The organism is Gemmatimonadota bacterium, assembly GCA_040388625.1.
Classification (GTDB): domain Bacteria; phylum Gemmatimonadota; class Gemmatimonadetes; order Gemmatimonadales; family Gemmatimonadaceae; genus Fen-1247.
The window spans coordinates 1-21,523 of the sequence record JAZKBK010000001.1 but is presented as its reverse complement, the minus strand read 5'-3'; the positions used below and the strand labels follow the sequence as shown (position 1 = coordinate 21,523).

Genomic DNA, 21,523 nt, shown 5'->3' with positions numbered 1-21,523 from the left:
CAGCGTTGATAGAAAGAGTTCGGTCCTCCATCAGCGACCGGTACGTTGTCGAGCGAGAAGTTGGCCAGGGAGGCATGGCCACCGTGTATCTCGCCCGCGACGTCGAGCACGACCGTCCGGTAGCGGTAAAAGTGCTCAGTACCGACGTGTCGATCGTCCTCGGCGCCGAACGCTTCAGACGCGAGATCGAGGTTACGACCGCGCTTGTGCACCCCCACATTCTTCCGATACTCGACTCTGGCCAGGCCGGCAATTCACTCTACTATGTGATGCCGTATGTGGAGGGAGAGTCACTGCGCGCGCGGCTGGATCGCGAGCGCAGTCTTTCCATCGACGATGCGATCCGCATCACGTGCGAGATTGGCGACGCACTCGAGTACGCGCATCAACATGGGATCGTGCATCGCGACATCAAGCCGGAGAACATTCTGCTCGACGGCGATCGCGCGGTGCTCGCCGATTTCGGAATCGCACACGCGATGGCGCAGGTCGGCGAACAACGTCTCACGCAGACGGGCATCTCGCTTGGCACGCCGACATACATGAGTCCGGAGCAGGCATCCGCGGAGCGAGCGCTGGATGGCCGGAGCGACCTGTACAGTCTTGCGTGCGTTGCGTACGAGATGATCGGTGGCCAGCCGCCGTTCACCGGACCTACCGCGCAGGCCGTAATCGCGCGACACATGCTGGACTCCGTGCCGTCGCTGACGATCATACGAAGCACCGTACCGCCGCAGATAGAACGGATCCTGATGAAGGCGCTGTCGAAGGTCCCGGCGGACCGGTACCCGACGGCGGGAGAGTTCATCTCGGCATTGCGGCATCCCGAGACGCAGACATTTCGGGCCGTGCAACCGGCGCAGTTCGAGTCGCGAGCGATGCCGCTCTGGAAACGCGTCGCGATCGGGATTGCCGCGGTTGCAGTTGTGGCCGCCGGCGGCTACGGCGTGTGGCGAAGTACGCACAGGACAGCCGGCGTTGGCGCCGCGGGCGGACCGGACCCACGACGAATCGCCGTTCTTTACTTCGGTGATGAGAGCGACGGGCACAAGCTGGGCTACCTCGCGAGTGGTCTGACGGAAGGGCTGATCGACCGGCTCTCGGCGATTCCCGAGTTGCAGGTGACGTCGAAGAACGGTTCCGCGCTGTTCGCGAACAAGGATGTCCCGCGAGACAGCATCGCGCGCGCATTGGGTGTCGGCACGCTCGTCGACGGCAGCGTCGAGCAACACGGCGACAGAATCAGTGTGAGTGTGAGACTCAAGGACGCGACCGGTACTGACTTTCAGCGCGCGACGTTCGAAGCTGCCGCGTCGAATCCGCTGGCGCTGCGTGATACGCTCGCGGAACGTGTTACGAGCTTCCTGCGCCAGCGCCTCGGCCAGGAGATCAATCTGAGAGAGGAGCGTGCTGGCACCAGCAATCCGCAGGCGTGGTCGCTGCTGCAGCAGGCCAAGCTCGAGATGCGGAGCGGCGACAGTTCGGCAACCTTGAACGACACGGCTGGCATACTGCGCGACTATGCACGAGCGGACTCGACGCTGATGCGAGCGGCAGCCATCGATCCGGACTGGGCACAGCTTCCGACACTGCGCGGACGAATCGATTATCGCGCGTCGCGTTTCTTCGGCAGCGATCAGCTCCGTGCAAATCAATGGATCGACAAGGGTCTCGCGCAGGTGGCGCAGGCGATCCAGATCGCACCCAAGGATCCAGACGCGCTCGAGCTGCGCGGGACACTTCACTACTGGCGTTGGCTTCTCGCGATCGAGCCGGATCCGGTGAAGGCGAAGGCGCTCCTCGATGATTCGCGCAAGGATCTCGAGAGCGCGACCGAACTCTCGCCCAATCGGCCCACTGCGTGGTCGGTGCTCAGTCATCTCTACTATCAATACAATGATGTAGTGAACGCGAAACTTGCCGCACGCCGTGCGTACGAAGAGGATGCGTACCTCAGTGACGCCGACCGCATCGTGTGGAGGCTCTTCATTTCATCGTTCGACCTGGAACAATTCCCGGACGCGATTCACTGGTGCGAAGTGGGAACCGCCCGGTTTCCCACAAATGCGCTGCTCGCCCAGTGCAACCTCCTCATGATGGGGACCACCGCCGTCAAGCCCGACATTCCGCGCGCCTGGCGCCTCGCCGACTCTCTCGTCAGGGTGTCGAAGGCCCCCGACCGGCCGCTCGCCAGACTCAATGGGCAGGCCCTCGTGGCGGCGGCGCTCGCTCGTGCTGGACTCGCCGACAGCGCGGAGCACGTCCTTGCGAAGCTGGAAGATCCTTCCGACATTGATCCCACCAAGGACGTTACGGAGACCGAAGCATTTGTCTGGACTCTGCTCGGTAAGAAGGACAAGGCAATAAGCGCTCTCGCTCTGTACCTTAGCGCCAACCCGGCGCGTGCCATCGACTTCGACGGCGAGCGCAACTGGCAATGGCGCAGTATCCACGACGATCCGCGCTTTCAAGCGGTCGTCGTTAAGCCGAAAAAGTAAAACTTCTATCTTCGGGAAGTCCGGAAAACCGGACGATCCCGACCGGAGTATCCAATGCGTCGCAGCTCCCCGCTTTCCGCGCTCCTTGGCGTCTTCATCCCAGGAGTGTTATTGCTCGCCGCCTGTTCAACCGATCGCCAAACCGCGCCCGCGAGTACCGCCGCATCGGCAAGTGCAAGCCGCGGCGTACAGTCCGCTGGCCCGACATGTCAGGTCGCAACACACTCGCAGATAGTCGATCTCTTCGGGCCCGGGGATATCGGCAAGGCAACGGTCGGCTTCGTACGGATCGAGAACGATCTTCGGCAGCACCGCAATAGCGATGCGATCAACGACATGTATGCGGAGTGGAAATTCACGCTCGACAAGTACTACGCCGGTGATCTCCGCGGCGGCACGTCGACACTGACACAGACAAAGACCCTCGCATTCGGGAGCGCGCTCTATTGCCTCGTCGGTCTCGACGGGTCTGCCCTGACACTCGGCTCGACCCTGCTCGACGCTGACAACGTCGTCGCCGTCGTGATGCCCTCATCGAGCGATCAGACGATCGTCACGGGCTCGAAACACGCAGGATTGCTGATCCCTGGCGGGACGCTGTCGCAACCAGTGACGATTTCCATCTCGATTCTCCCCGCGACATACACTTTCCCCGCGGGTCCGCTCAATACCAAACTGGATCAGTACGGTCCATTCTTCGATTTCAAGGTCATCCCACAGCAAACGTTCACCACGCCGGTTGTTGCCGCGGCATGTCTCCAGACGCCAGCTGGCGATCAACCGCCATCGAGCGTCGATCTCGCGCACAACGTTGGGACGGGGATCCAGATTCTTCCGCAGGTACCGGTGCCATTTCTGGTTTGTGGCGCAACTGCGCTCGCCCCGCAGCCAAGCGTGTTCGATCTCGCCCGCAATGGAGAGTACGGGCGCGCGGCGAAGCGGCTCGGCTCGGACGCGCTCGGCTTGTTTTCTCCGACGCCGGCCTACGCACTCGTATCGAGTGGTGTGGGTGGAAAGACCACCTCATTCAGCCCGTTCGGCGGCGTCGACACCGCTGTAGTTGTGAAGATGCCCGCAAACTTCCCGGCTCAACCGCAAACCGCACCCGCAGGCTCGTCAGTCGCCTCGGCGCCGTCCGCATTGGTGCAAACGGTGAACGGGCACACACCGCTCGGCGGTGCTTCCGTAACGTTCGACGTTGCTTCCGGTGGCGGAAGCCTCGGACCCGCATCGAGCTCGACACGGACCACTTCCCTCGCGCTCACCACCGACGCCAACGGACTCGCAACCGTCCAGAACTGGACGCTCGGTGTCGGACCCGCGAACTCCGTCACCGCGAACGCGAGCTTCACGCTGCCAACGAGCATCTCGGGATTCCCGACTTCGGGTCTTGGCGCCGGCGCCGCGGTGGTCGTATCGGGTAACCCGCTCACGTTCACCGCAACGAGCACCGACGTAATTCCATACGAGGCGAGCGGCTACATGTACCTCTCCGGCGCCGATGGCATCGCGCCGGGCTTCGAGCAACCCAACTTCGCTGCGACGCCGCAGAACGGGTGGAGCACGGGCGGCGCTGCGTTCGCAAGCTCCAATCTTGCGGCGTCCTGCTCGGCGTTGACTGCAAGCGTCGGTACGATATGGACGAACAATCCGTCCGGGCCGACGGACATGCTGCTGCGCAAGACATTCACGCTCCCCGCGTGGTGGACCGCCGGACTCACGGTCGGCATTGCGATCGACAACGACTTCAAGGCCTACGTCGATGGTGTGAATGTCACACCGACAGGCGCCGCTGGATATGACCCCGGCAGCGGCTTCGTCATGCACGACAACTGCGCCACACGAGACAGCTACACGTTCCCGATTCCATCGCTCGGCGGGTCGCACGTTCTGGCCATCAGAGCACGGGATCGCGGTACCGCCGCGTACGTCGATACCAGGATTCGCGTCACGCCATAATCTGCGGAGTAGGTGCGTGCCATCAGGTACGCACCTACTCGGAATCCGGGCGTCTCGGTAAGATGCTGTGCGCGAATTGTATCATTTGAAATGATCGATCACCTGCTTGCCGGCGCCGTAATCACCATCCACGCGGCGTTCGTTCTCTTCGTCGTCGCCGGTGGATTCCTCGCGCTCCGCTGGCATCGTCTCGTATGGGTGCACGTTCCGGCTGCCGTGTGGGGTGTGTTGATCGAATATGGCGGCTGGATCTGTCCGCTCACACCGCTCGAGAACACGTTGCGCGCGCGGGCCGGCGTTGCGGGTTACTCCGGCGGATTCATCGAGCACTACATTCTGCGAACGTTGTACCCATCCGGCCTCGACTCGCACGCACGCCTTGCGCTCGGCAGTTTCGCCCTGCTCGTGAACGTCGCCGCATACACGCTGATCGTTCGCCTGCACACCCGATCAAAGCGACCCGTTACGCCCGCCTGATGCGCCACCGTGGCGACGATGACTGTCTCGCGCTATTCTCCTCTGATGCGGCTCCTGGCGCAATCCCATCCACCGCGCGCCTGACATAAGGAGACACTCATGCCGTTTTCTTTCGACAGATGGCGCAGACGCTTGTTCCTGCTCGGATCCACTGGCTACTGGGCCATTCTCGCAGTGGTCCTCCTGGGCCCGCCAATCATCGCCGGATGGCGCGTTACACGCCCCGACGCCGGACACGGCGTAATCAACGCATCGCTGGACGGGACCATGATCCACGTCACTATGAGCAGCGCGCACACGGCACCATGGAGCGGCTCGATCGGCCTCGGTGCTCTGGCGCTATGGATATTCGGGCCGCCGCTGGTGTTGTGGTTTGCGCTGCGTGGACTGCAGCAGTCCAGTCCTGCAACGCCAATCCGCTCCTCGACCCGATAACCGGAGGCTGGCTTCAGTACGTACCCGGCGCGGGGTATGAACGGCCCGCAGCGCTTGTGACAATGCCGTTACATGGTATTGCCCACCAGCGCCGCGGGCCGTTCTAGCTTTCAGTATCAACATGGACGGCATCGAAAGAATTCGCGGAATGAGCGGCGCTGAGCGCGAAACGACCGCACGCGTGTCGATCGTCGGCTCCGATCTGGGTGACCGCGTCTACTCTGTGATGACGACGGCGTTTGCGGTCTGCATCCCGCTGCTGCTCATCGCCATTGCGATCGAGATCGGACGCGCGGCATGGCCTGCCCTGCACCAGTTCGGATTCGGATTCCTGACGTCGAGCGAATGGGACGTTCCGGCGGGCAAGTACGGTGCTGCGCCTGCCATTTTCGGCACGATCGTCTCCTCGTTCATCGCGCTGCTCATCGCGACTCCGCTCGCACTGGGTGTCGCGATCTTCCTGTCCGAGTTCGCCCCGCGCTGGCTGCAACAACCAGTGGCATTTCTGGTGGATCTGCTCGCCGCCATTCCCAGCGTGGTTTACGGCCTGTGGGGAATCTTTGTCATGATTCCGCTGCTGCGCGAAGACGTCGTGCCATTTCTGCGTGACACCCTCCATCTCGGCGCAACGCCGTTCTTTGCGGGGCCCGCGTACGGTCCAAGCATGCTGGCGGCTGGAATCATTCTCGCCATCATGGCGCTTCCCTACATCTCAGCGGTGTCACGCGAGGTTCTCCGCGCCGTTCCGCGCTCGCAGCGCGAGGCGGCTCTGGCACTTGGTGCAACACGCTGGGAAGTAATACGCGATGCCGTGATCCCGAATGCACGCTCGGGCATAATCGGCGGCGTAATACTCGGCCTCGGCCGCGCCCTCGGTGAGACCATGGCGGTCACCATGGTGATCGGAAATCGTGCAGAGATATCGTCATCGCTGCTGGCGCCCGGCTACACAATGGCGTCGCTCATCGCGAACGAATTCAGTGAAGCGACCAGCGACATGCATCTCTCGGCGCTCATGGCCGTCGGCGCGGTGCTGTTCGTCATCACCATCATCGTCAACGCGATCGCGCGCTGGCTGGTGTGGAGTGTATCCGTGAGGAACGAAGCATGACCACCGGCGTGATACCGCGCTCGACGCGCTTGAACCGGGCCAAGCGCCGCGGTGTGAGCGGAGTGATGGTCGCGCTGACATACCTCGCGGCGGCGCTTGCGACACTGCCGCTGCTCTTCATCGTCATACATATCGTCAAGCTGGGGGCCGGCGCGATCAGCGTCGATCTATTTACGAAGATGCCCCAACCTGTCGGCGAGGCAGGTGGCGGAATGGCGAATGCTATTTCGGGAACCCTGATTCTTATCGGCATCGCCGCGGCGGTCGGGGTGCCCATCGGCATCGGTGCGGGATTGTATCTCGCCGAGCACAAGCGAACGCCGCTCGCGAATACGGTGCGGTTTCTGTCAGACGTGCTGAATGGCATTCCGTCGATAGTGATGGGTATCTTCGCATGGCAGCTCCTCGTCCGACCCGTCGGCCATTTCTCGGCTCTCTCCGGCGGTGTCGCGCTCGGCGCGATGATCATTCCGCTGGTGACGCGGACCACGGAGGAGATGATCCGCATCGTTCCCAATTCGCTTCGCGAAGCGGCGCTCGCACTCGGGTATCAGCGCTGGCGCACATCGCTCAGCGTGATCCTGCGCACCGCGATGCCCGGAATCGTAACGGGGGCGCTGGTCGCGATCGCGCGAATCGCCGGCGAGACGGCTCCGCTGCTCTTCACCGCGTTCGGCAATCAGTTCTGGTCTACGTCACTGCGGCAACCGATCGCTGCGCTGCCGTTGCAGATCTTCACGTACGCGATCAGCCCATACGACGAATGGCATTCTCTCGCCTGGGCGGGAGCGCTGGTCCTGATCGGCATAGTGCTGATCATTAGCATCGCCGCGCGGTTCGCCACGCGGTCGCGATTCGGAGCCGCCGTTGACTGAACCAGGAATTGTCGCAGTGACCGCTGACGCAGAATTCGATGATCGATTGCTGGCGACCGAGCCGGGCTCGACCAGGCATCTGGAGGCACCGGTCGCCAGGCACGTGTTCCCCAATGCGGACCGCCCGATCGCAGCCGCCGGCACGGACGGATCCGTCGCACGTCTCGAAGCCACAGGGTTGAATGCGTACTTCGGACAGCGGCACGCAGTGAAGGATGTGACACTCACACTCGACCCGCGCAGCGTCACCGCGATCATAGGCCCGTCCGGCTGTGGCAAGTCCACACTGTTACGCTGCCTGAATCGGATGCATGAAACCGTGCCCGGTGCGCGCACGAGCGGCAGTGTGACACTGGACGGCGAGCAGCTCTACGGCGGTGGGACAAGCGCCATTGCGGTCAGGCGACATGTCGGCATGGTATTTCAGCGGCCGACGCCATTCCCCACCATGTCGATCCGCGACAACGTGGCCGCTGGACTGAGAACGCACGGCAGTGTGCCGTCGCGCTCGCACATCGACGACATAGTCGAGGACGCACTCCGCCGCGCCGCCCTCTGGCAGGAAGTCAAGGATCGCCTCGGCACCGGCGCCATCGCACTTTCCGGCGGACAACAACAACGCCTCTGCATCGCGCGTGCACTGGCTACCAAACCGCGTGTGCTGTTACTGGATGAGCCGACGGCGTCGCTCGATCCTTCCAGTACCCAGAAGATCGAGGAGCTCGTGTATGAGCTTCGCTCCACTGTTACGGTTGGAATCGTTACGCACAACATGCAGCAGGCAGCGCGTGTCTCGGATCGCACCGCGTTCATGCTAGACGGCGCATTGATCGAAGCCGCGTCGACCAACACGCTGTTTACCGCGCCGAGTGATCCGCGCACCGAAGCATATATTACAGGGAGGTTCGGATGAGTGCACTGGCAGTCGAGCCCGACACGAGTTCCGTCGCAACAGGGACGATCGAGGCTGTCGACTTCTCCTTCTTCTATGGAAAGAAGCAGGCATTGTTCAACGTGTCGCTTGCGATCGAGCCACACAGCGTCACCGCGCTCATTGGCCCGTCAGGCTGCGGTAAATCGACATTCCTCCGGTCGATCAACCGGATGAACGACACGATTCCCGGCACGCGCCAGGAAGGCTCGATACTCCTGGATGGAACAGACGTATATGCGCGTGGCACGGATGTTGTCTCACTCCGGCAGCGCGTTGGCATGGTTTTTCAACGCTGGAATCCGTTTCCGGCATCGATCTATGACAACGTTACGTACGGTCCACGCATCAACGGCGTGACGTCACGCGCCCAGCTCGACGAGTTCGCGGAGGATGCTTTGCGTCGCGCAGCACTCTGGGATGAGGTGAAGGACCGCCTGCGCAGGAGCGCGCTTGGGCTCTCCGGTGGACAGCAACAGCGCCTGTGCATCGCGCGCGCACTCGCAAATCGGCCCGAGGTTCTCCTGTTGGATGAGCCGGCTAGCGCGCTCGATCCGATTGCGACGCGCAAGATCGAGCAGTTGCTTCACGAGCTCAAGTCGGAGCTAACGATCGTGATCGTTACCCACAACCTGCAACAAGCGGCACGCATCTCGACGCGCACCGCGTTCTTCTTCCTCGGCGAGCTGGTCGAGGCTGACAGCACGGATAGAATGTTCACGCGACCGCGCGAGGACCGCACCGAGGCATACATCACAGGGAGATTCGGATGACCGCCCTTCAGGACGCGCCGAACGGCTTTCGTCACTTTCACGATCAGATGGACGAGCTCAAGGCTCGGCTGCTCGCCATGTCCACACGCGCAGAGGAGATGATCGAGCACGCAGTCGATGCACTGCTCCACAACGATCAGGGGATCGCCGAAATGGTGATATCCAGCGACGCCGAGCTCAACGCGCTGGAAGTGGAGATCGAGCAGCGCGCGGTGGCACTGCTTGCATTGCAGCAGCCCATGGCGCGCGACCTTCGCTTCATCGTTGGCGCGATCCGGGTGTCCAGCGACCTCGAGCGAATCGGGGATCACGCGGTGAACATCGCGCAGTCATCGCAGCGCCTGATCGAGCAGCGCGCAACGCTCGTCCCCGATCCGGAGATCGAGGACATGGCGCGCCGCGCGCGACTGATGCTGAGCGATTCGCTGGATGCGTTTCTTCGCAGCGACGGGGCGCTCGGTAGAAGAGTCTGCCAGGCTGACGATGCAGTCGACGCGCTGCACGATTCCATCTTCCGCATCCTGCTCACACACATGATGGGCGACGCCCGCACCATCACGCCGTCCCTGGAGCTCCTTCTGGTAAGCCGAAACCTCGAGCGCGTTGCGGACCTCGCAACCAACATCGGCGAGGACGCGGTATATCTCGCAGAAGGAAAGCAGATCAAGCATCACTTTGAAGACTGACCGCGAGGACTGACCGGGCAACCGGGCAACCCGCGTTAGATTTCCTGTCATGCTCTGGCAGGAAATGTGAATGCCGAACGAAGCTGAGGGGACGCACGCGGGCGCGCAATCGCAACGCCCAGCGCCACGTGCGGATGACGTTCGCATCGCGGCCATAGGCATCGGCTCCAATTCCATTCGCCAGATCGTTGCCGACGTATCTCCCGACGGAGAGATCCGCGTCATCGATGAGATGAAGGCCGCTCCGCGACTTGGCGAGGGCGTAGGCCAGACCGGGCGTATCGGGGAAGCCGCAATCCGCAACGCGCTCGACGCGCTGCTCCGCATGGCCACCCTCACGCGGCAGATGGGTGCTGTTCGCACCGAAGCTGTAGCCACCAGCGCCGTGCGAGACGCGGCGAACGGTGCCGAGTTCATCGCCGCCGTTCGCGACACGACCGGGCTGACGGTTCGCATTCTGGACGGCGATCAGGAAGCTCTGCTGTCTTACAGAAGTGCGCTGGCGCACTTCGACCTGGCGACGGGCCGGGCAGTAGTGATGGACATCGGCGGCGGCTCGCTCGAGCTGGCACTGAGCGCCGACGGTCTGCTCGACGGACTGATGTCGTTCCCCATGGGCGCCATCACGATGACTGAGCAGTTCTTTCGCAAGAGTCGCGGCCGCAGAGAACTTGCGGAGCTGCGTCGGTTCGCGCGCAAGGAGTTGCGCGCCGCAGTGTCCCGTCGCGACTGGCACGGCGCTCGTTTGATCGGTTCCGGCGGGACGTTCACCAATCTTGCCGGAATGATCCTGTCGCGGCAAGGCATGGGGCGCGCGTCGGGTGTTCACGGAACGATAGTTACACGCGCGGAGATCGAGCACCTGCTCGATCTGTTGCAGGGGATGTCACCGTCGGAACGGCAGACGGTGCCAGGGCTGTCGCCTGCGCGCGCGGACATCATAGTGGCGGGGCTCGCTGTTGCCGCAGAAGTGATGGCGCGCATCGAGGCGCGGGATCTGGTGGTGTCGGCGTATGGAATTCGCGAAGGGCTGCTGCTCGAAGCCGCGAGCATTACGCCTGCCGTCGCGGATCCGGGCGAGGCGCGCAGCCGCTCCGTGATGCAGCTCGCCGAGCGTTCGCATTACGAAGCACCGCACGCACAGCAGGTTCGGCGAATCGCGCTCGAGATCTTCGATGCACTTGCCGCGAAACTGGAGTTGGGCCCCAGCGACCGAGCGGTTCTCGCGGACGCCGCGCTGCTGCACGACATCGGGTATCACATAAACTTCGAAGCGCATCACAAGCATTCGTATCATCTGATCCTGCACGCCGAGCTGCTCGGCATGACACCGGCCGAGCGCGTGATGGTCGCGAATGTTGCACGATACCATCGTGGCGCGGCGCCGACCGCCCAGCATCGCGCGTATGCCGGCCTGGATCGCCAGCTCAGGCGCCGCATCAAGCGACTGGCCGCGATCCTGCGGGTTGCGGACGGGCTGGATCGCGGCCATGCCAGCGCCGTGAAGGACGTCGACACCGAACTCACGCGAACTGAATTCGTCATTCGGGCGATTCCAGCGTCGAGCTCCTATGATCTACGGCTCGAGCTGTGGGGCGCGACGCGGAAGTGCGAGCTGCTGGAGGAAGCGCTCGGGGTTCCCGTGCGGATCGAGGCTGCGTAGGGACCGCGCCCGGCCAGCCCACCGAGCTGCCCCCTCGCCGCCATCCTATATTTCAGCTGTGACCAAGCATTCAATCGCGGATAATTTCGGCGCCGTGGACCGGGTCGGGATCGAGGAGCGGGTGGCCAAGTTCACCACGCGCAGCATCAAGAGGCGTTCCAAGCTCTGGGGCCTCCATACTGCCGTCTCGATGGTCGATCTCACGACCCTCGAAGGCAAGGATACACCGGGCAAGGTCGCGTCGCTGTGCCAGAAGGCCCGACAGCCAAGCGACGACGCCACGATTCCGCCCGTCGCCGCCGTCTGCATCTATCCATCGCTCATCAAGGAAGCGCGCAAGCACCTCGCCGATTCCCCCATCAAGATCGCCTCAGTCGCGACGGCTTTCCCGTCCGGCCAGAGCTCGCTCAAGGTCAGGCTGCAGGAAGTGAAGTACGCTGTGAATGCAGGCGCAGACGAGATCGACATGGTGATCAATCGCGGACTGTTTCTCTCGGGCGAGTACGATGCGGTGCAGGATGAGATCGCGGCAGTCGTCGAAGCCTGCGGAGACGCAACGCTCAAGGTGATCCTCGAAGTCTCCGAGCTGGAGACTTACGACAACATCCGCGCTGCCTCGTTCATCGCGATGCAGGTGTTACGCGCCGGTGACTTCATCAAGACCAGCACCGGAAAGGCCGGCGGTAGCGCGACCCTCGCCAACACGCAGGTAATGCTGGAAGCGATCCGCGATTTCTATCTCGATACTGGAACTCCGATCGGAATGAAGCCAGCCGGCGGAATCAGGACCGCAAAACAGGCGCTGCACTATCTCGTAGCCGTCAAGGAAACGCTCGGTGATGCGTGGCTCAACTCGTCGCGCTATCGTTTCGGAGCAAGCTCGTTGTTGAACGACCTGCTCCGCCAGATTCACAAGGAGAAGCACGGCGCGTACCAGGCACCGTACTATTTCTCCGAAGCCGCTGAGAGCTACTGAAAATGGCAACCACACTTGATCCGTCCGAGAGCGAGTCCGCACCGAAGGATTCAAAGAAGAAACACGGACGCAGGCAGGGGATGCCGGAACTGATCTTCGGCGACCTGTGGGAGTACGACCCCGCGCCGGAAACCGCGGATCCGCGCATCCGTCAACGGTATGATCTGTTCATCGGTGGACGTTTCATCGCGCCGCAATCGGGCGAGTACTTCACGTCGATCAATCCGGCCACGGAGCAGCCCGTCACCGAAATTGCACTCGCCAACTCGGCAGATGTCGATTCTGCGTACATGGCTGCACAGCTTGCGTACGAGACAGTCTGGCGCGACATGCCGGGACGCGAGCGCGGAAAGTACATCTACCGCATCGCGCGGTTGCTGCAGGATCGTGCGCGCGAATTTGCGGTCGCAGAGTCGATCGACGGCGGCAAGCCGATTCGCGAGTCGCGCGACTTCGACGTTCCCATGGCGGCGGCGCACTTCTTCTACCATGCAGGATGGGCCGACAAGCTGGCGTACGTCGCACCCGGCCGCACGGTCGAACCGATCGGTGTGGTCGGCCAGGTAATCCCCTGGAACTTCCCGCTGATGATGCTCGCATGGAAGATCGCGCCGGCGCTGGCCGCAGGTAATTGCGTGGTGCTCAAGCCCGCGGAGACGACCTCCGCGACGGCGATGAAATTCGCGGAGCTGCTACAGGAAGCGGAACTCCCCGATGGCGTCGTGAACATTGTAACGGGAGCGGGAGAAACCGGCGCTGCGCTCACGGGCCATCCTGCCGCCCGCAAGATCGCTTTCACGGGCTCGACCGAAGTCGGCAAGCTCATCATGCGACAACTCGCCGAGCGTGGCACGCGCATGACGATGGAGCTGGGCGGCAAGGCAGCGAATGTAGTCTTCGAGGATTCACCGATCGATCAGGCCGTCGAGGGCGTCGTCAACGGCATCTTCTTCAATCAGGGCCACGTCTGCTGCGCAGGCAGTCGTCTCCTGATTCAGGAATCGATAGCGGATTCGTTCGTGCACAAGCTGCAACAGCGCATGGCCAGTCTCCGCGTCGGGGATCCGCTGGACAAGAACACCGACATCGGTGCCATCAATTCGCGCGAACAGCTGGACAGAATCTGCGACCTGGTGGAAAGCGGTGTCGCCGAAGGCGCAAAGCTGTACCAACCCGCGTGCTCGCTTCCGTCGCGTGGATTCTTCTTCCGCCCGACGCTGTTCACCGAAGTCACGCAGAGCCATCGCATCGCGCGCGAAGAGATCTTCGGACCAGTGCTCAGCATCCTCACGTTCCGTACTATGGATGAAGCGATCGAGAAGGCCAACAATACGATGTACGGACTGTCGGCCGGCGTCTGGACCGACAAGGGGTCGCGCATTCTTCGCATGGCTGCGGAATTGAAGGCTGGCGTGGTATGGGCCAATACGTTCAACAAGTTCGATCCATCGTCGCCGTTCGGCGGTTACAAGGAATCGGGCTTCGGACGCGAGGGCGGTCGCCAGGGCCTGCTCGATTACCTGGAGCTGTCATGACCGCGCGCATCCCGGTAGTGAAGACGCCCAAAGTGTACGTCGGCGGCGCGTTCATCCGCTCGGAGAGCGGCCGCACCTTTCCCGTGTACGATAGCGGCGGACAGTTCGTCGCCAACGTTCCGCAATGCACGCGCAAGGATCTGCGCAACGCGGTCGAGGCCGCGGCGAAAGCGGGGCCTGGATGGTCTGCGCGCACGCCGTACAATCGCGGTCAGATCATTTATCGGCTCGCAGAAATGCTCGAGGCGCGCGCGGACGAGGTGACGAGCGTGCTACGCCAGTTCTCTCCGGAATGGACGACGGCCGCTGAGCGCGAGGTCGCCGAATCCGTCGATCGGCTGGTCCACTATGCTGGCTGGGCGGACAAGTACGAACAGGTACTGGGCAGCGCGAACCCCGTTGCCGCACCGTTCTTCAATTTCACAATTACCGAGCCCGTCGGCGTGATCGGAATCATCGCGTCGGACGCATCGCCGTTGCTCGGTCTCATCACGCAGATCGCGGCGACGATCGTGAGCGGCAACACCATCGTCGCGCTCGCCTCCGAATCGACCCCCTACCCTGCTATCACCCTTGGTGAGATGCTGGCGACGTCCGATCTACCCGGCGGTGTGGTCAACATCATCACGGGCTACAAAAAGGAATTGATTCCGACCTTCGCGACGCACACACACATCCGTGGAATCGATGCAGTCGCAACCGGTGATGATGCGACGTCGCTGCGGCGCGGCGCGGCAGACAGCGTCAAGCGAGTGAAGGTGCGCCAGCCGGACATCGACTGGTCGTCCGACCGCGCGGAAGGCGTTTACGAGATTCGGCACTTCGTGGAATTCAAGACGGTCTGGCACCCCATAGGAGCGTGAGCCTGGATCAGCTCCTGCGCGCTATGTGCACGGCGCGGGTGTCTTCCGACCGCGCATCCGGCGGCGCGCCGCCCCACGGATCGCGCAGGAATATGTCCTGCGTCGCGCGCACCGGCGCATCTCCGGGCTGTCGCTGCGTGTAGCTTCCATCCGGCGCAAGATCCCACGCCTCGCGGTTGTCGGTCAGCGAAGTGGTAAGAATCGAGTGAAGCTTTTCATGCAACAGCACGTCGTCGACCGGAACGATCGCCTCCACCCGGCGATCGAAGTTGCGCGTCATCCAGTCTGCTGACCCGATGTAGTACTCCGGCTCGCTGTCGTTCGCAAAGTAGAACAGCCGGGAGTGCTCCAGAAATCGCCCGATCACGCTCATCACCCGAATGTTGTCGCTGGCACCGGGAATGCCGGGGCGCAGGCAGCAGATGCCGCGGACGATGAGATCGATCTGGACACCGGCGCGCGACGCATCGTACAGAGCCTCGATGATCTGCTCGTCGACGATCGAGTTCATCTTCGCGATTATGCGTCCCTTCTTCCCCACGCTCGCAAGCGCGGTCTCCCGCTGGATCATCTCCATCAGCCGGTCGCGCATGTTCGCGGGTGCGACGAGGATCTTGCGATACAACCGCTGTCTGGAAAACCCGGTCAGTGCGTTGAACAGATCCGTGATGTCGGCGCCGATCGATCGGCTTACCGTGAACAGGCCCAGATCCGTGTACAACCGCGCGGTCTTTGAATTGTAGTTGCCCGTACCGACATGGACGTATCTTCGGATGCCGTCTGGCTCGCGCCGCACGACGAGTGTGGTCTTGGCGTGAGTCTTGAGTCCCGGCAATCCGTAAGCGACGTGCACCCCATAATCTTCCAGCGTGCGCGCCCACGTGATGTTGTTCGCCTCGTCGAACCGCGCTTGAAGCTCGACCAGCACAGCGACCTGCTTCCCCCGCTCGGCCGCATCGGTCAACGCGCGCACGATCGGCGTGTCACCTGACGTCCGGTACAGCGTCATCTTGATCGCGAGCACATCGGGATCGACCGCTGCCGCCTGTACGAACTGCTCCACGCTCGCCGTGAACGACTCGTACGGATGATGCACGAGCAGGTCGCGCTCCTTGATCACGTCGAAGATCGAGCGCGTGGTATCGCGCAGGCGTACCGGTGTCACCGGAGCGAACGGCGGATCGCGCAGCTCAGGAACGTCCAGCGTCGCCAGCGTCATCAGATCGCCCAGCTCGAGCAGAGCCCCGCCATCCACCACATCCTCCGGCGTGAGCGCGAACTCCGGTGTCTGTTCTTCGCGCAGCTCGTCCACCAGAATCGCACGGATCTCATCCGGCACCCCCGTCTGCACTTCGACGCGCACGACTTCCGTGAATCTGCGCTGGAATACCTGCTCCTCGATCGCGGTCAGCAAGTCCTCGGTCTCGTCCGACGCCTTCACTTCCAGATCCGAGTAGCGCGTCACGCGAAAGGCCCAGCTTCCGAGAATCTCCATGCCCGGAAACAGCGCGCCGAGGTTCGCGCTTATCACCTGCTCCACCGGGACGAAATGATTTGCGCGCCCGATCCCGACCCAGCGCGGCAGACTCTTGGGAATCTTGACGCGCGCGAAACGCTCGACCTTGTTGTCGGGATCGTACAGCTGCACCGCGAGCGACAACGAGAGGTTCGAGATATACGGAAACGGATGCGTCGGATCGACACCAAGCGGCGTAAGAACCGGAAAGATGTCGGACTCGAAGAAATCATCCACAGTCTGCCACTCGCCGGCGCTGAGCTCGCTCATCGTCACGAGCCGCACGCCGTGCGTTTCAAGCGCCGGAAGCAGGATGTCGTGAAGGCAGTGCTGCTGCATTCCCACCAGCTCGAGAATGCGCGCGCGAATGGCACTCACCAGCTCCGCTGGAACTATTCCATCGGGCCCCGTTGCTGCCGTCACGCCGGCGAGAAGCTGGCGCCGCAAGCCGGCAACGCGAACCATGTAGAATTCGTCCAGGTTCGTGCTGAAGATCGAGAGAAACTTGAGCCGCTCGAGCAATGGATTTCGCGCGTCGAACGCCTCGTTGAGCACACGAGCGTCGAACGCGAGCCAGCTAAGCTCACGGTTGATGTACAGCCCGGGATTGATTGCCATCTAGAGTTTGACGATCGACGCCAGTATCCAGTAAGCGATTGCAGCCATGATGCCAGCGGCCGGAATTGTGACGATCCAGGCCCAGACGATTCTTCTCGCGATTCCCCAGCGCACGGCCGACAGCCGAGTTGTGGCACCCACCCCCACGATCGCACCGGTGATGGTGTGGGTCGTGCTCACCGGAATTCCGAGCGACGTGGCTCCCAGAATCGCGATTGCGCCGGCCGTCTCTGCCGCGAACCCGCCCACTGGCCGAAGCTTCGTAATGCGGCGCCCCATCGTCGCCACAATCCGCCACCCGCCAAACAGCGTCCCCAGGGACATGGACGTGTACGCCGCCACCTCGACCCAGAACGGGACACCGTTGGCGTTGTCGACGTAGAGATGACCCAGGATTCCGGTCTGATGCACCGTCAGTGCCCGCACCGACACCAGCAGCCCGACGATGATTCCCATCGTCTTCTGCGCGTCGTTGCCACCGTGCGCGACGGACAGGAGCGCCGAGCTCCCGAGCTGCATTACACGAAAGAGTCTGTCAACCTTGCCCGGATAGACGCGCCGGAAAATCCAGTAGATCGCCGTCATCAAGGCCAGCCCCACGACGAGGCCAACGATCGGGGAGATGACGATGAAGGACAGTGTCTCGATCCACTTGCGCCCCCACACGATCGCCGCCCAACCTGATTTCGCAATAGCAGCGCCGGCATAGCCGCCTATCAGCGCATGCGATGAACTCGACGGAATCCCATAGGCCCACGTTATGAGATTCCACGTGATCGCGCCCAGCAGTGCGGCGAGTATCACGTTCGGATTGACGATCGCGACATCGATCATCCCGCTTCCGACTGTCTTCGCGACCGCGGTGCCGACGGTGAACAGCGCGAGAAAATTGAACGACGCAGCCCACACCACCGCCGCAACCGGACTCAGTACACGCGTTCCGACAATCGTCGCAATCGAATTGGCGGAATCGTGAAAGCCGTTACTGAAGTCGAAGACGAACGCGATGATGATTATCGCGACGACGTAACCGATCACACGCTATCCGTTCTTGAGTGCGATCGACTGCAGGACGTTCGCGACATCTTCCGCCTGGTCCAGTGCATCCTCGACCTTGTCGTACAGCTCCTTCCACTTGATCACTTCGATCGCGTCGAGCGCGCCGTCGAACAGCGCACCCATCGACTCGTGGTAGATGGCGTCGCCTTCTTCCTCCAGCTTCTTGAGCTCCTGCGCCTTGAGACCAACGACTTTCGGGTCCTTCATCCCGCGTACCGCGGCCTCGACCTGTACCGCTGCACGAACCATCACATCTGACAACGTGACCGCAGCCTGATGAACGGTGGTGATCCTGAATATCTCGACCCGTCGCGCGGCTCCGTCCAGCAGATCGACCACTTCATCCAGCGCCGACGCGAGCTGATGGATGTCCTCGCGGTCGAACGGCGTGATGAAAGTTCTGTCAAGCCGGTCGATTATCTCGCGCGTGATCTCGTCCGCTTCATGCTCGGCGGACTTGATGGCCTGAACGTGCTCGGCCCGCCGCTCCGGCTCCCGGAAAAGCTGGTTCAACAGCCGCGCCGCAAGCGACAGACGTTCGGCGAGCTGCGTGAATAATTCGTAAAACTGCTCGTCGCGGGGTATCAGCCGCACACTTCTCTCCGAATCGATTAGCACTGGGGAATCGTCGCGATGCTGCAAGCGCGACAGTGTACGAAGTTAGCCTCTCCGGAACGGTGCAGCCACCGCCCCGCGCGAAGTGAAGAACTTGATCAGCAGAAGACCGGTCACAAATCCACCAACGTGGGCCCATACCGCCACCCCGCTCGAGAATTCCGACCCCATCTGACCCGACATCGCTATCCCCTCGAACAATTGCAACAGGAACCAGTAGATCAACACGATCCACGCCCGCACGTCCGCCAGAATGATGAAGAAGAACATCTTCACGCGAACATTTGGATATAGCAGCAGGAAGGCGCCCATCACCCCCGAAATCGCACCCGATGCGCCCACCGTCGGCACCGGGGAGCCCGGGCTCGAGGCGATCTGAGCCAGACATGCGACGATCCCGCAGATGAGGTAGAACGCCAGATATCGGACCGGCCCCATCGTGTCCTCGATCCCGCGGCCGAATACCCACAAAAAGAGCATGTTGCCCAGCAGATGGGCCCAGCTCCCGTGCAGGAAGATCGAGAACAGCGGCGTCAGGATGTTTATCGGATCGTTGTCCACCACGCACGCCAGCCCGCGCCCGAGCGGAACGGCGAGCCCGATCGGCGCGACGTGCGTTATCTCGCCCGGAACCATCCCGAAGTTGCAGATCGTCGCGGCGAGCCTCATCGGATCAACACCGGCACCTTCGACCTGAATCCACACAGCTATCGTGACCAGGATGATGAGGTAGTTCATCCAGGCGATGCGCCGAGTCGGCAGGCTGGTTCCGACTGGAATCATGCGTTTATCCGCGACTGTGCCATTCTGGCAGGAAAGTTCGGCATTTGCGTTGCTCTAGTAGTGGTCGCAGATAGCACCGTGCACGAGACAGCGACGGCGCCCACATGCTCGGGGCTTGCAGTACTGCTCTCCAGCGTCGTTTTCACCCGAACCAGATAATACAGTCATGGCAGAAAAAGTCATCGGCATCGACCTCGGCACCACCAACTCCGTCGTTTCCGTCATGGAAGGCGGAGACCCGGTCGTCATCCCGAATGCGGAAGGCGGACGGACAACGCCGTCGGTCGTTGCATTCGCGAAAGATGGCGAGCGCCTCGTAGGTCAGATCGCCAAGCGTCAGGCAGTCACCAACCCCGCCAATACCGTCTTCTCGATCAAGCGCTTCATGGGTCGCAAGCTGAACGAGATCAGCGAGGAAAAGACCCGCGTTCCCTACAAGGTCGAAGCAGGGGCGAACGAAATGGTTGTCGTCGAAGTCCAGGGCAAGAAGTTCTCCCCGCCCGAGATATCCGCGATGATTCTTCAGAAGATGAAGCAGACCGCTGAAGATTACCTCGGAACCAAGGTCACCAAGGCTGTCATCACCGTCCCTGCCTATTTCAACGATTCGCAGCGCCAGGCAACCAAGGATGCCGGCAAGATCGCCGGCCTCGACGTGCTCCGCATCATAAACGAGCCGACCGCAGCTGCACTCGCGTACGGTCTCGATAAAAAGAAGGACGAGAAGGTCGCGGTGTTCGACTTGGGCGGCGGTACGTACGACATCTCCGTGCTCGAGCTCTACGACGTCGAAGGCTCGCGCCAGTTCGAGGTCAAGTCCACCAATGGTGACACACACCTCGGCGGCGACGACTTCGATCAACGCGTGATCGACTGGCTCGTCACCGAATTCAAGCGCGATCAGGCCATCGATCTCTCCAAGGATCCGATGGCGCTGCAGCGTCTGAAGGAAGCGGCCGAGAAGGCCAAGATGGAGCTGTCCACCACGCAGTCGACCGACATCAATCTTCCGTTCATCACCGCGGACCAGACTGGCCCCAAGCACCTCAACTATTCGCTCACGCGCGCCAAGTTCGAGCAGCTCGTCGATGACCTCATCAAGCGCGTGATTCCGCCGATGCAGCAGGCGTTGAAGGATGCCGGAATTCAGCCGAACGAAATCGACGAGGTCCTTCTCGTCGGTGGATCGACGCGTATTCCGAAGATTCAGGACGAGGTCAAGAAGTTCTTCGGCAAGGAGCCCAACAAGGGCGTCAATCCCGATGAAGTGGTCGCGATCGGCGCGGCGGTTCAGGGCGCCGTTCTCACCGGCGAGCAGAAGGATGTATTGCTGCTCGACGTGACACCGCTGTCGCTCGGAATCGAGACGCTCGGCGGCGTGATGACGGTTCTCATCCCACGCAACACAACCATTCCGACCAAGAAGTCGGAAACGTTCTCGACTGCTGATGACAATCAGTCGACGGTGGAGATTCACGTGTTGCAGGGTGAGCGCGAGCTTGCCACGTACAACAAGACGATCGGCAAATTCCAGCTCACCGGAATTCCACCCGCACCGCGCGGCGTGCCGCAGGTCGAGGTCACGTTCGACATCGACGCGAACGGAATCCTCAACGTCACCGCCAAGGACAAGGCGACGAACAAGGAGCAGAAGATCCGCATCGAAGCATCCAGCGGATTGTCCGATGCCGAGATCGATCGCATGGTCAAGGACGCCGAGAAGAACGCAACCGAAGACAAGACGCGTCGCGAGCAGATCGATGCACGCAACCGTCTGGACTCGCTTGCCTACGAAGTCGAGAAGAACTCCAAGGAATGGGGCGACAAGCTCGGCGACGACATGCGGAAGCGTCTTGAAGAGGGTGTCGAGAAGGCACGTACCGCTCTGCGGGGCGACGACGTAGCGGCCATAAATGCCGCCGCGGAGGAGCTGAGCAAGCTGTACAGCGAGGCTGGGCAGGCCTTCTACCAGGCCCAGAACCAGACCGCGCAGCCCGGCGAGCCTGCAGCCGCGCCAGAGGCCGAGAAGCCCGCGGACGATAACGTAGTCGAAGCCGACTACGAGATCGTCGACGAAGACAAGAAGTAGCCGTAAGGGCAGGCCCCCGTGCCTGCCCCGACGACGCTCTCACGCGGTACCAGCTAGCTAA

At 62.1% G+C, this 21,523-nt stretch carries 18 protein-coding genes; 14 read left to right on the top strand and 4 right to left on the bottom strand.

Features of this window, described 5'->3' with window-relative positions; translation table 11 throughout:
• The first annotated feature begins 5 nt into the window (after positions 1–5).
• From V4529_00090 to V4529_00030, 13 genes are all read left to right on the top strand, one after another.
• The gene (locus V4529_00090) at positions 6–2,498 is read left to right on the top strand and encodes a protein kinase (protein ID MES2356725.1); all 2,493 of its coding nucleotides are present in this window, start codon (positions 6–8) and stop codon (positions 2,496–2,498) included.
• A gap of 54 nt (positions 2,499–2,552) precedes the next feature.
• Entirely contained in the window at positions 2,553–4,457 is a 1,905-nt protein-coding gene (locus V4529_00085; protein ID MES2356724.1) for a hypothetical protein, read from the top strand.
• A gap of 90 nt (positions 4,458–4,547) precedes the next feature.
• On the top strand, positions 4,548–4,934 hold the full coding sequence (locus tag V4529_00080) for a DUF2784 domain-containing protein (protein MES2356723.1): 387 nt from the start codon (positions 4,548–4,550) through the stop codon (positions 4,932–4,934).
• Positions 4,935–5,033: 99 nt separating this feature from the next.
• Positions 5,034–5,369 (top strand): hypothetical protein, encoded by a 336-nt coding sequence (locus V4529_00075; GenBank protein ID MES2356722.1) that lies wholly within the window; start codon positions 5,034–5,036, stop codon positions 5,367–5,369.
• Positions 5,370–5,490: 121 nt separating this feature from the next.
• The gene (pstC, locus tag V4529_00070; protein MES2356721.1) at positions 5,491–6,480 is read left to right on the top strand and encodes a phosphate ABC transporter permease subunit PstC; all 990 of its coding nucleotides are present in this window, start codon (positions 5,491–5,493) and stop codon (positions 6,478–6,480) included.
• Positions 6,477–7,355: a phosphate ABC transporter permease PstA gene (pstA, locus tag V4529_00065; GenBank protein MES2356720.1), complete on the top strand. Its 879-nt coding sequence runs from the start codon at positions 6,477–6,479 to the stop codon at positions 7,353–7,355. The genes pstC and pstA overlap by 4 nt, the downstream gene beginning before the upstream one ends.
• Positions 7,356–7,482: 127 nt before the next feature.
• The gene (gene pstB / locus V4529_00060; protein ID MES2356719.1) at positions 7,483–8,268 is read left to right on the top strand and encodes a phosphate ABC transporter ATP-binding protein PstB; all 786 of its coding nucleotides are present in this window, start codon (positions 7,483–7,485) and stop codon (positions 8,266–8,268) included.
• Positions 8,269–8,315: 47 nt separating this feature from the next.
• Positions 8,316–9,059: a phosphate ABC transporter ATP-binding protein PstB gene (pstB, locus tag V4529_00055; GenBank protein MES2356718.1), complete on the top strand. Its 744-nt coding sequence runs from the start codon at positions 8,316–8,318 to the stop codon at positions 9,057–9,059.
• Positions 9,056–9,745: a phosphate signaling complex protein PhoU gene (phoU, locus tag V4529_00050; protein ID MES2356717.1), complete on the top strand. Its 690-nt coding sequence runs from the start codon at positions 9,056–9,058 to the stop codon at positions 9,743–9,745. Before pstB (V4529_00055) ends, phoU begins: the two co-directional genes overlap by 4 nt.
• Positions 9,746–9,815: 70 nt before the next feature.
• Positions 9,816–11,408 carry a Ppx/GppA phosphatase family protein gene (locus V4529_00045; GenBank protein ID MES2356716.1) on the top strand — a complete coding sequence of 531 codons (1,593 nt, stop codon included), beginning with the start codon at positions 9,816–9,818 and terminating at the stop codon, positions 11,406–11,408.
• Between the two features lie 58 nt (positions 11,409–11,466).
• Positions 11,467–12,384: a deoxyribose-phosphate aldolase gene (gene deoC, locus V4529_00040; protein ID MES2356715.1), complete on the top strand. Its 918-nt coding sequence runs from the start codon at positions 11,467–11,469 to the stop codon at positions 12,382–12,384.
• A gap of 104 nt (positions 12,385–12,488) precedes the next feature.
• Positions 12,489–13,919 carry an aldehyde dehydrogenase family protein gene (locus tag V4529_00035; GenBank protein ID MES2356714.1) on the top strand — a complete coding sequence of 477 codons (1,431 nt, stop codon included), beginning with the start codon at positions 12,489–12,491 and terminating at the stop codon, positions 13,917–13,919.
• Positions 13,916–14,782: an aldehyde dehydrogenase family protein gene (locus V4529_00030; protein ID MES2356713.1), complete on the top strand. Its 867-nt coding sequence runs from the start codon at positions 13,916–13,918 to the stop codon at positions 14,780–14,782. Before V4529_00035 ends, V4529_00030 begins: the two co-directional genes overlap by 4 nt.
• Before the next feature lie 7 nt (positions 14,783–14,789).
• Here the strand turns inward: V4529_00030 and ppk1 are convergent, their stop codons facing one another.
• The 4 genes from ppk1 to V4529_00010 form a co-directional block, all read right to left on the bottom strand.
• Entirely contained in the window at positions 14,790–16,916 is a 2,127-nt protein-coding gene (ppk1, locus tag V4529_00025) for a polyphosphate kinase 1 (GenBank protein MES2356712.1), read from the bottom strand.
• A complete protein-coding gene (locus tag V4529_00020) occupies positions 16,917–17,954 on the bottom strand; it encodes an inorganic phosphate transporter (protein MES2356711.1) in 1,038 nt (345 codons plus the stop codon).
• A 3-nt stretch (positions 17,955–17,957) separates the two neighbouring features.
• Positions 17,958–18,569, bottom strand: a complete 612-nt coding sequence (locus tag V4529_00015; GenBank protein MES2356710.1) for a DUF47 family protein — start codon at positions 18,567–18,569, stop codon at positions 17,958–17,960.
• Positions 18,570–18,635: 66 nt separating this feature from the next.
• The gene (locus tag V4529_00010; protein MES2356709.1) at positions 18,636–19,373 is read right to left on the bottom strand and encodes a rhomboid family intramembrane serine protease; all 738 of its coding nucleotides are present in this window, start codon (positions 19,371–19,373) and stop codon (positions 18,636–18,638) included.
• Positions 19,374–19,539: 166 nt separating this feature from the next.
• Between V4529_00010 and dnaK the strand changes: the two genes are divergently transcribed.
• Complete coding sequence (gene dnaK / locus V4529_00005) at positions 19,540–21,462, top strand: molecular chaperone DnaK (protein MES2356708.1); 1,923 nt, start codon at positions 19,540–19,542, stop codon at positions 21,460–21,462.
• Positions 21,463–21,523 lie beyond the last annotated feature (61 nt).

Bases quoted from the DNA above. Each gene is read 5' to 3' on its own strand.
- V4529_00085 (MES2356724.1), top strand. From the start codon at position 2,553: ATGCGTCGCAGCTCCCCGCTTTCCGCGCTCCTTGGCGTCTTCATCCCA.
- V4529_00080 (MES2356723.1), top strand. From the start codon at position 4,548: ATGATCGATCACCTGCTTGCCGGCGCCGTAATCACCATCCACGCGGCG.
- V4529_00075 (MES2356722.1), top strand. From the start codon at position 5,034: ATGCCGTTTTCTTTCGACAGATGGCGCAGACGCTTGTTCCTGCTCGGA.
- pstC (MES2356721.1), top strand. From the start codon at position 5,491: ATGGACGGCATCGAAAGAATTCGCGGAATGAGCGGCGCTGAGCGCGAA.
- pstA (MES2356720.1), top strand. From the start codon at position 6,477: ATGACCACCGGCGTGATACCGCGCTCGACGCGCTTGAACCGGGCCAAG.
- phoU (MES2356717.1), top strand. From the start codon at position 9,056: ATGACCGCCCTTCAGGACGCGCCGAACGGCTTTCGTCACTTTCACGAT.
- V4529_00045 (MES2356716.1), top strand. From the start codon at position 9,816: ATGCCGAACGAAGCTGAGGGGACGCACGCGGGCGCGCAATCGCAACGC.
- V4529_00030 (MES2356713.1), top strand. From the start codon at position 13,916: ATGACCGCGCGCATCCCGGTAGTGAAGACGCCCAAAGTGTACGTCGGC.
- ppk1 (MES2356712.1), bottom strand. From the start codon at position 16,916: ATGGCAATCAATCCCGGGCTGTACATCAACCGTGAGCTTAGCTGGCTC.
- V4529_00010 (MES2356709.1), bottom strand. From the start codon at position 19,373: ATGATTCCAGTCGGAACCAGCCTGCCGACTCGGCGCATCGCCTGGATG.
- dnaK (MES2356708.1), top strand. From the start codon at position 19,540: ATGGCAGAAAAAGTCATCGGCATCGACCTCGGCACCACCAACTCCGTC.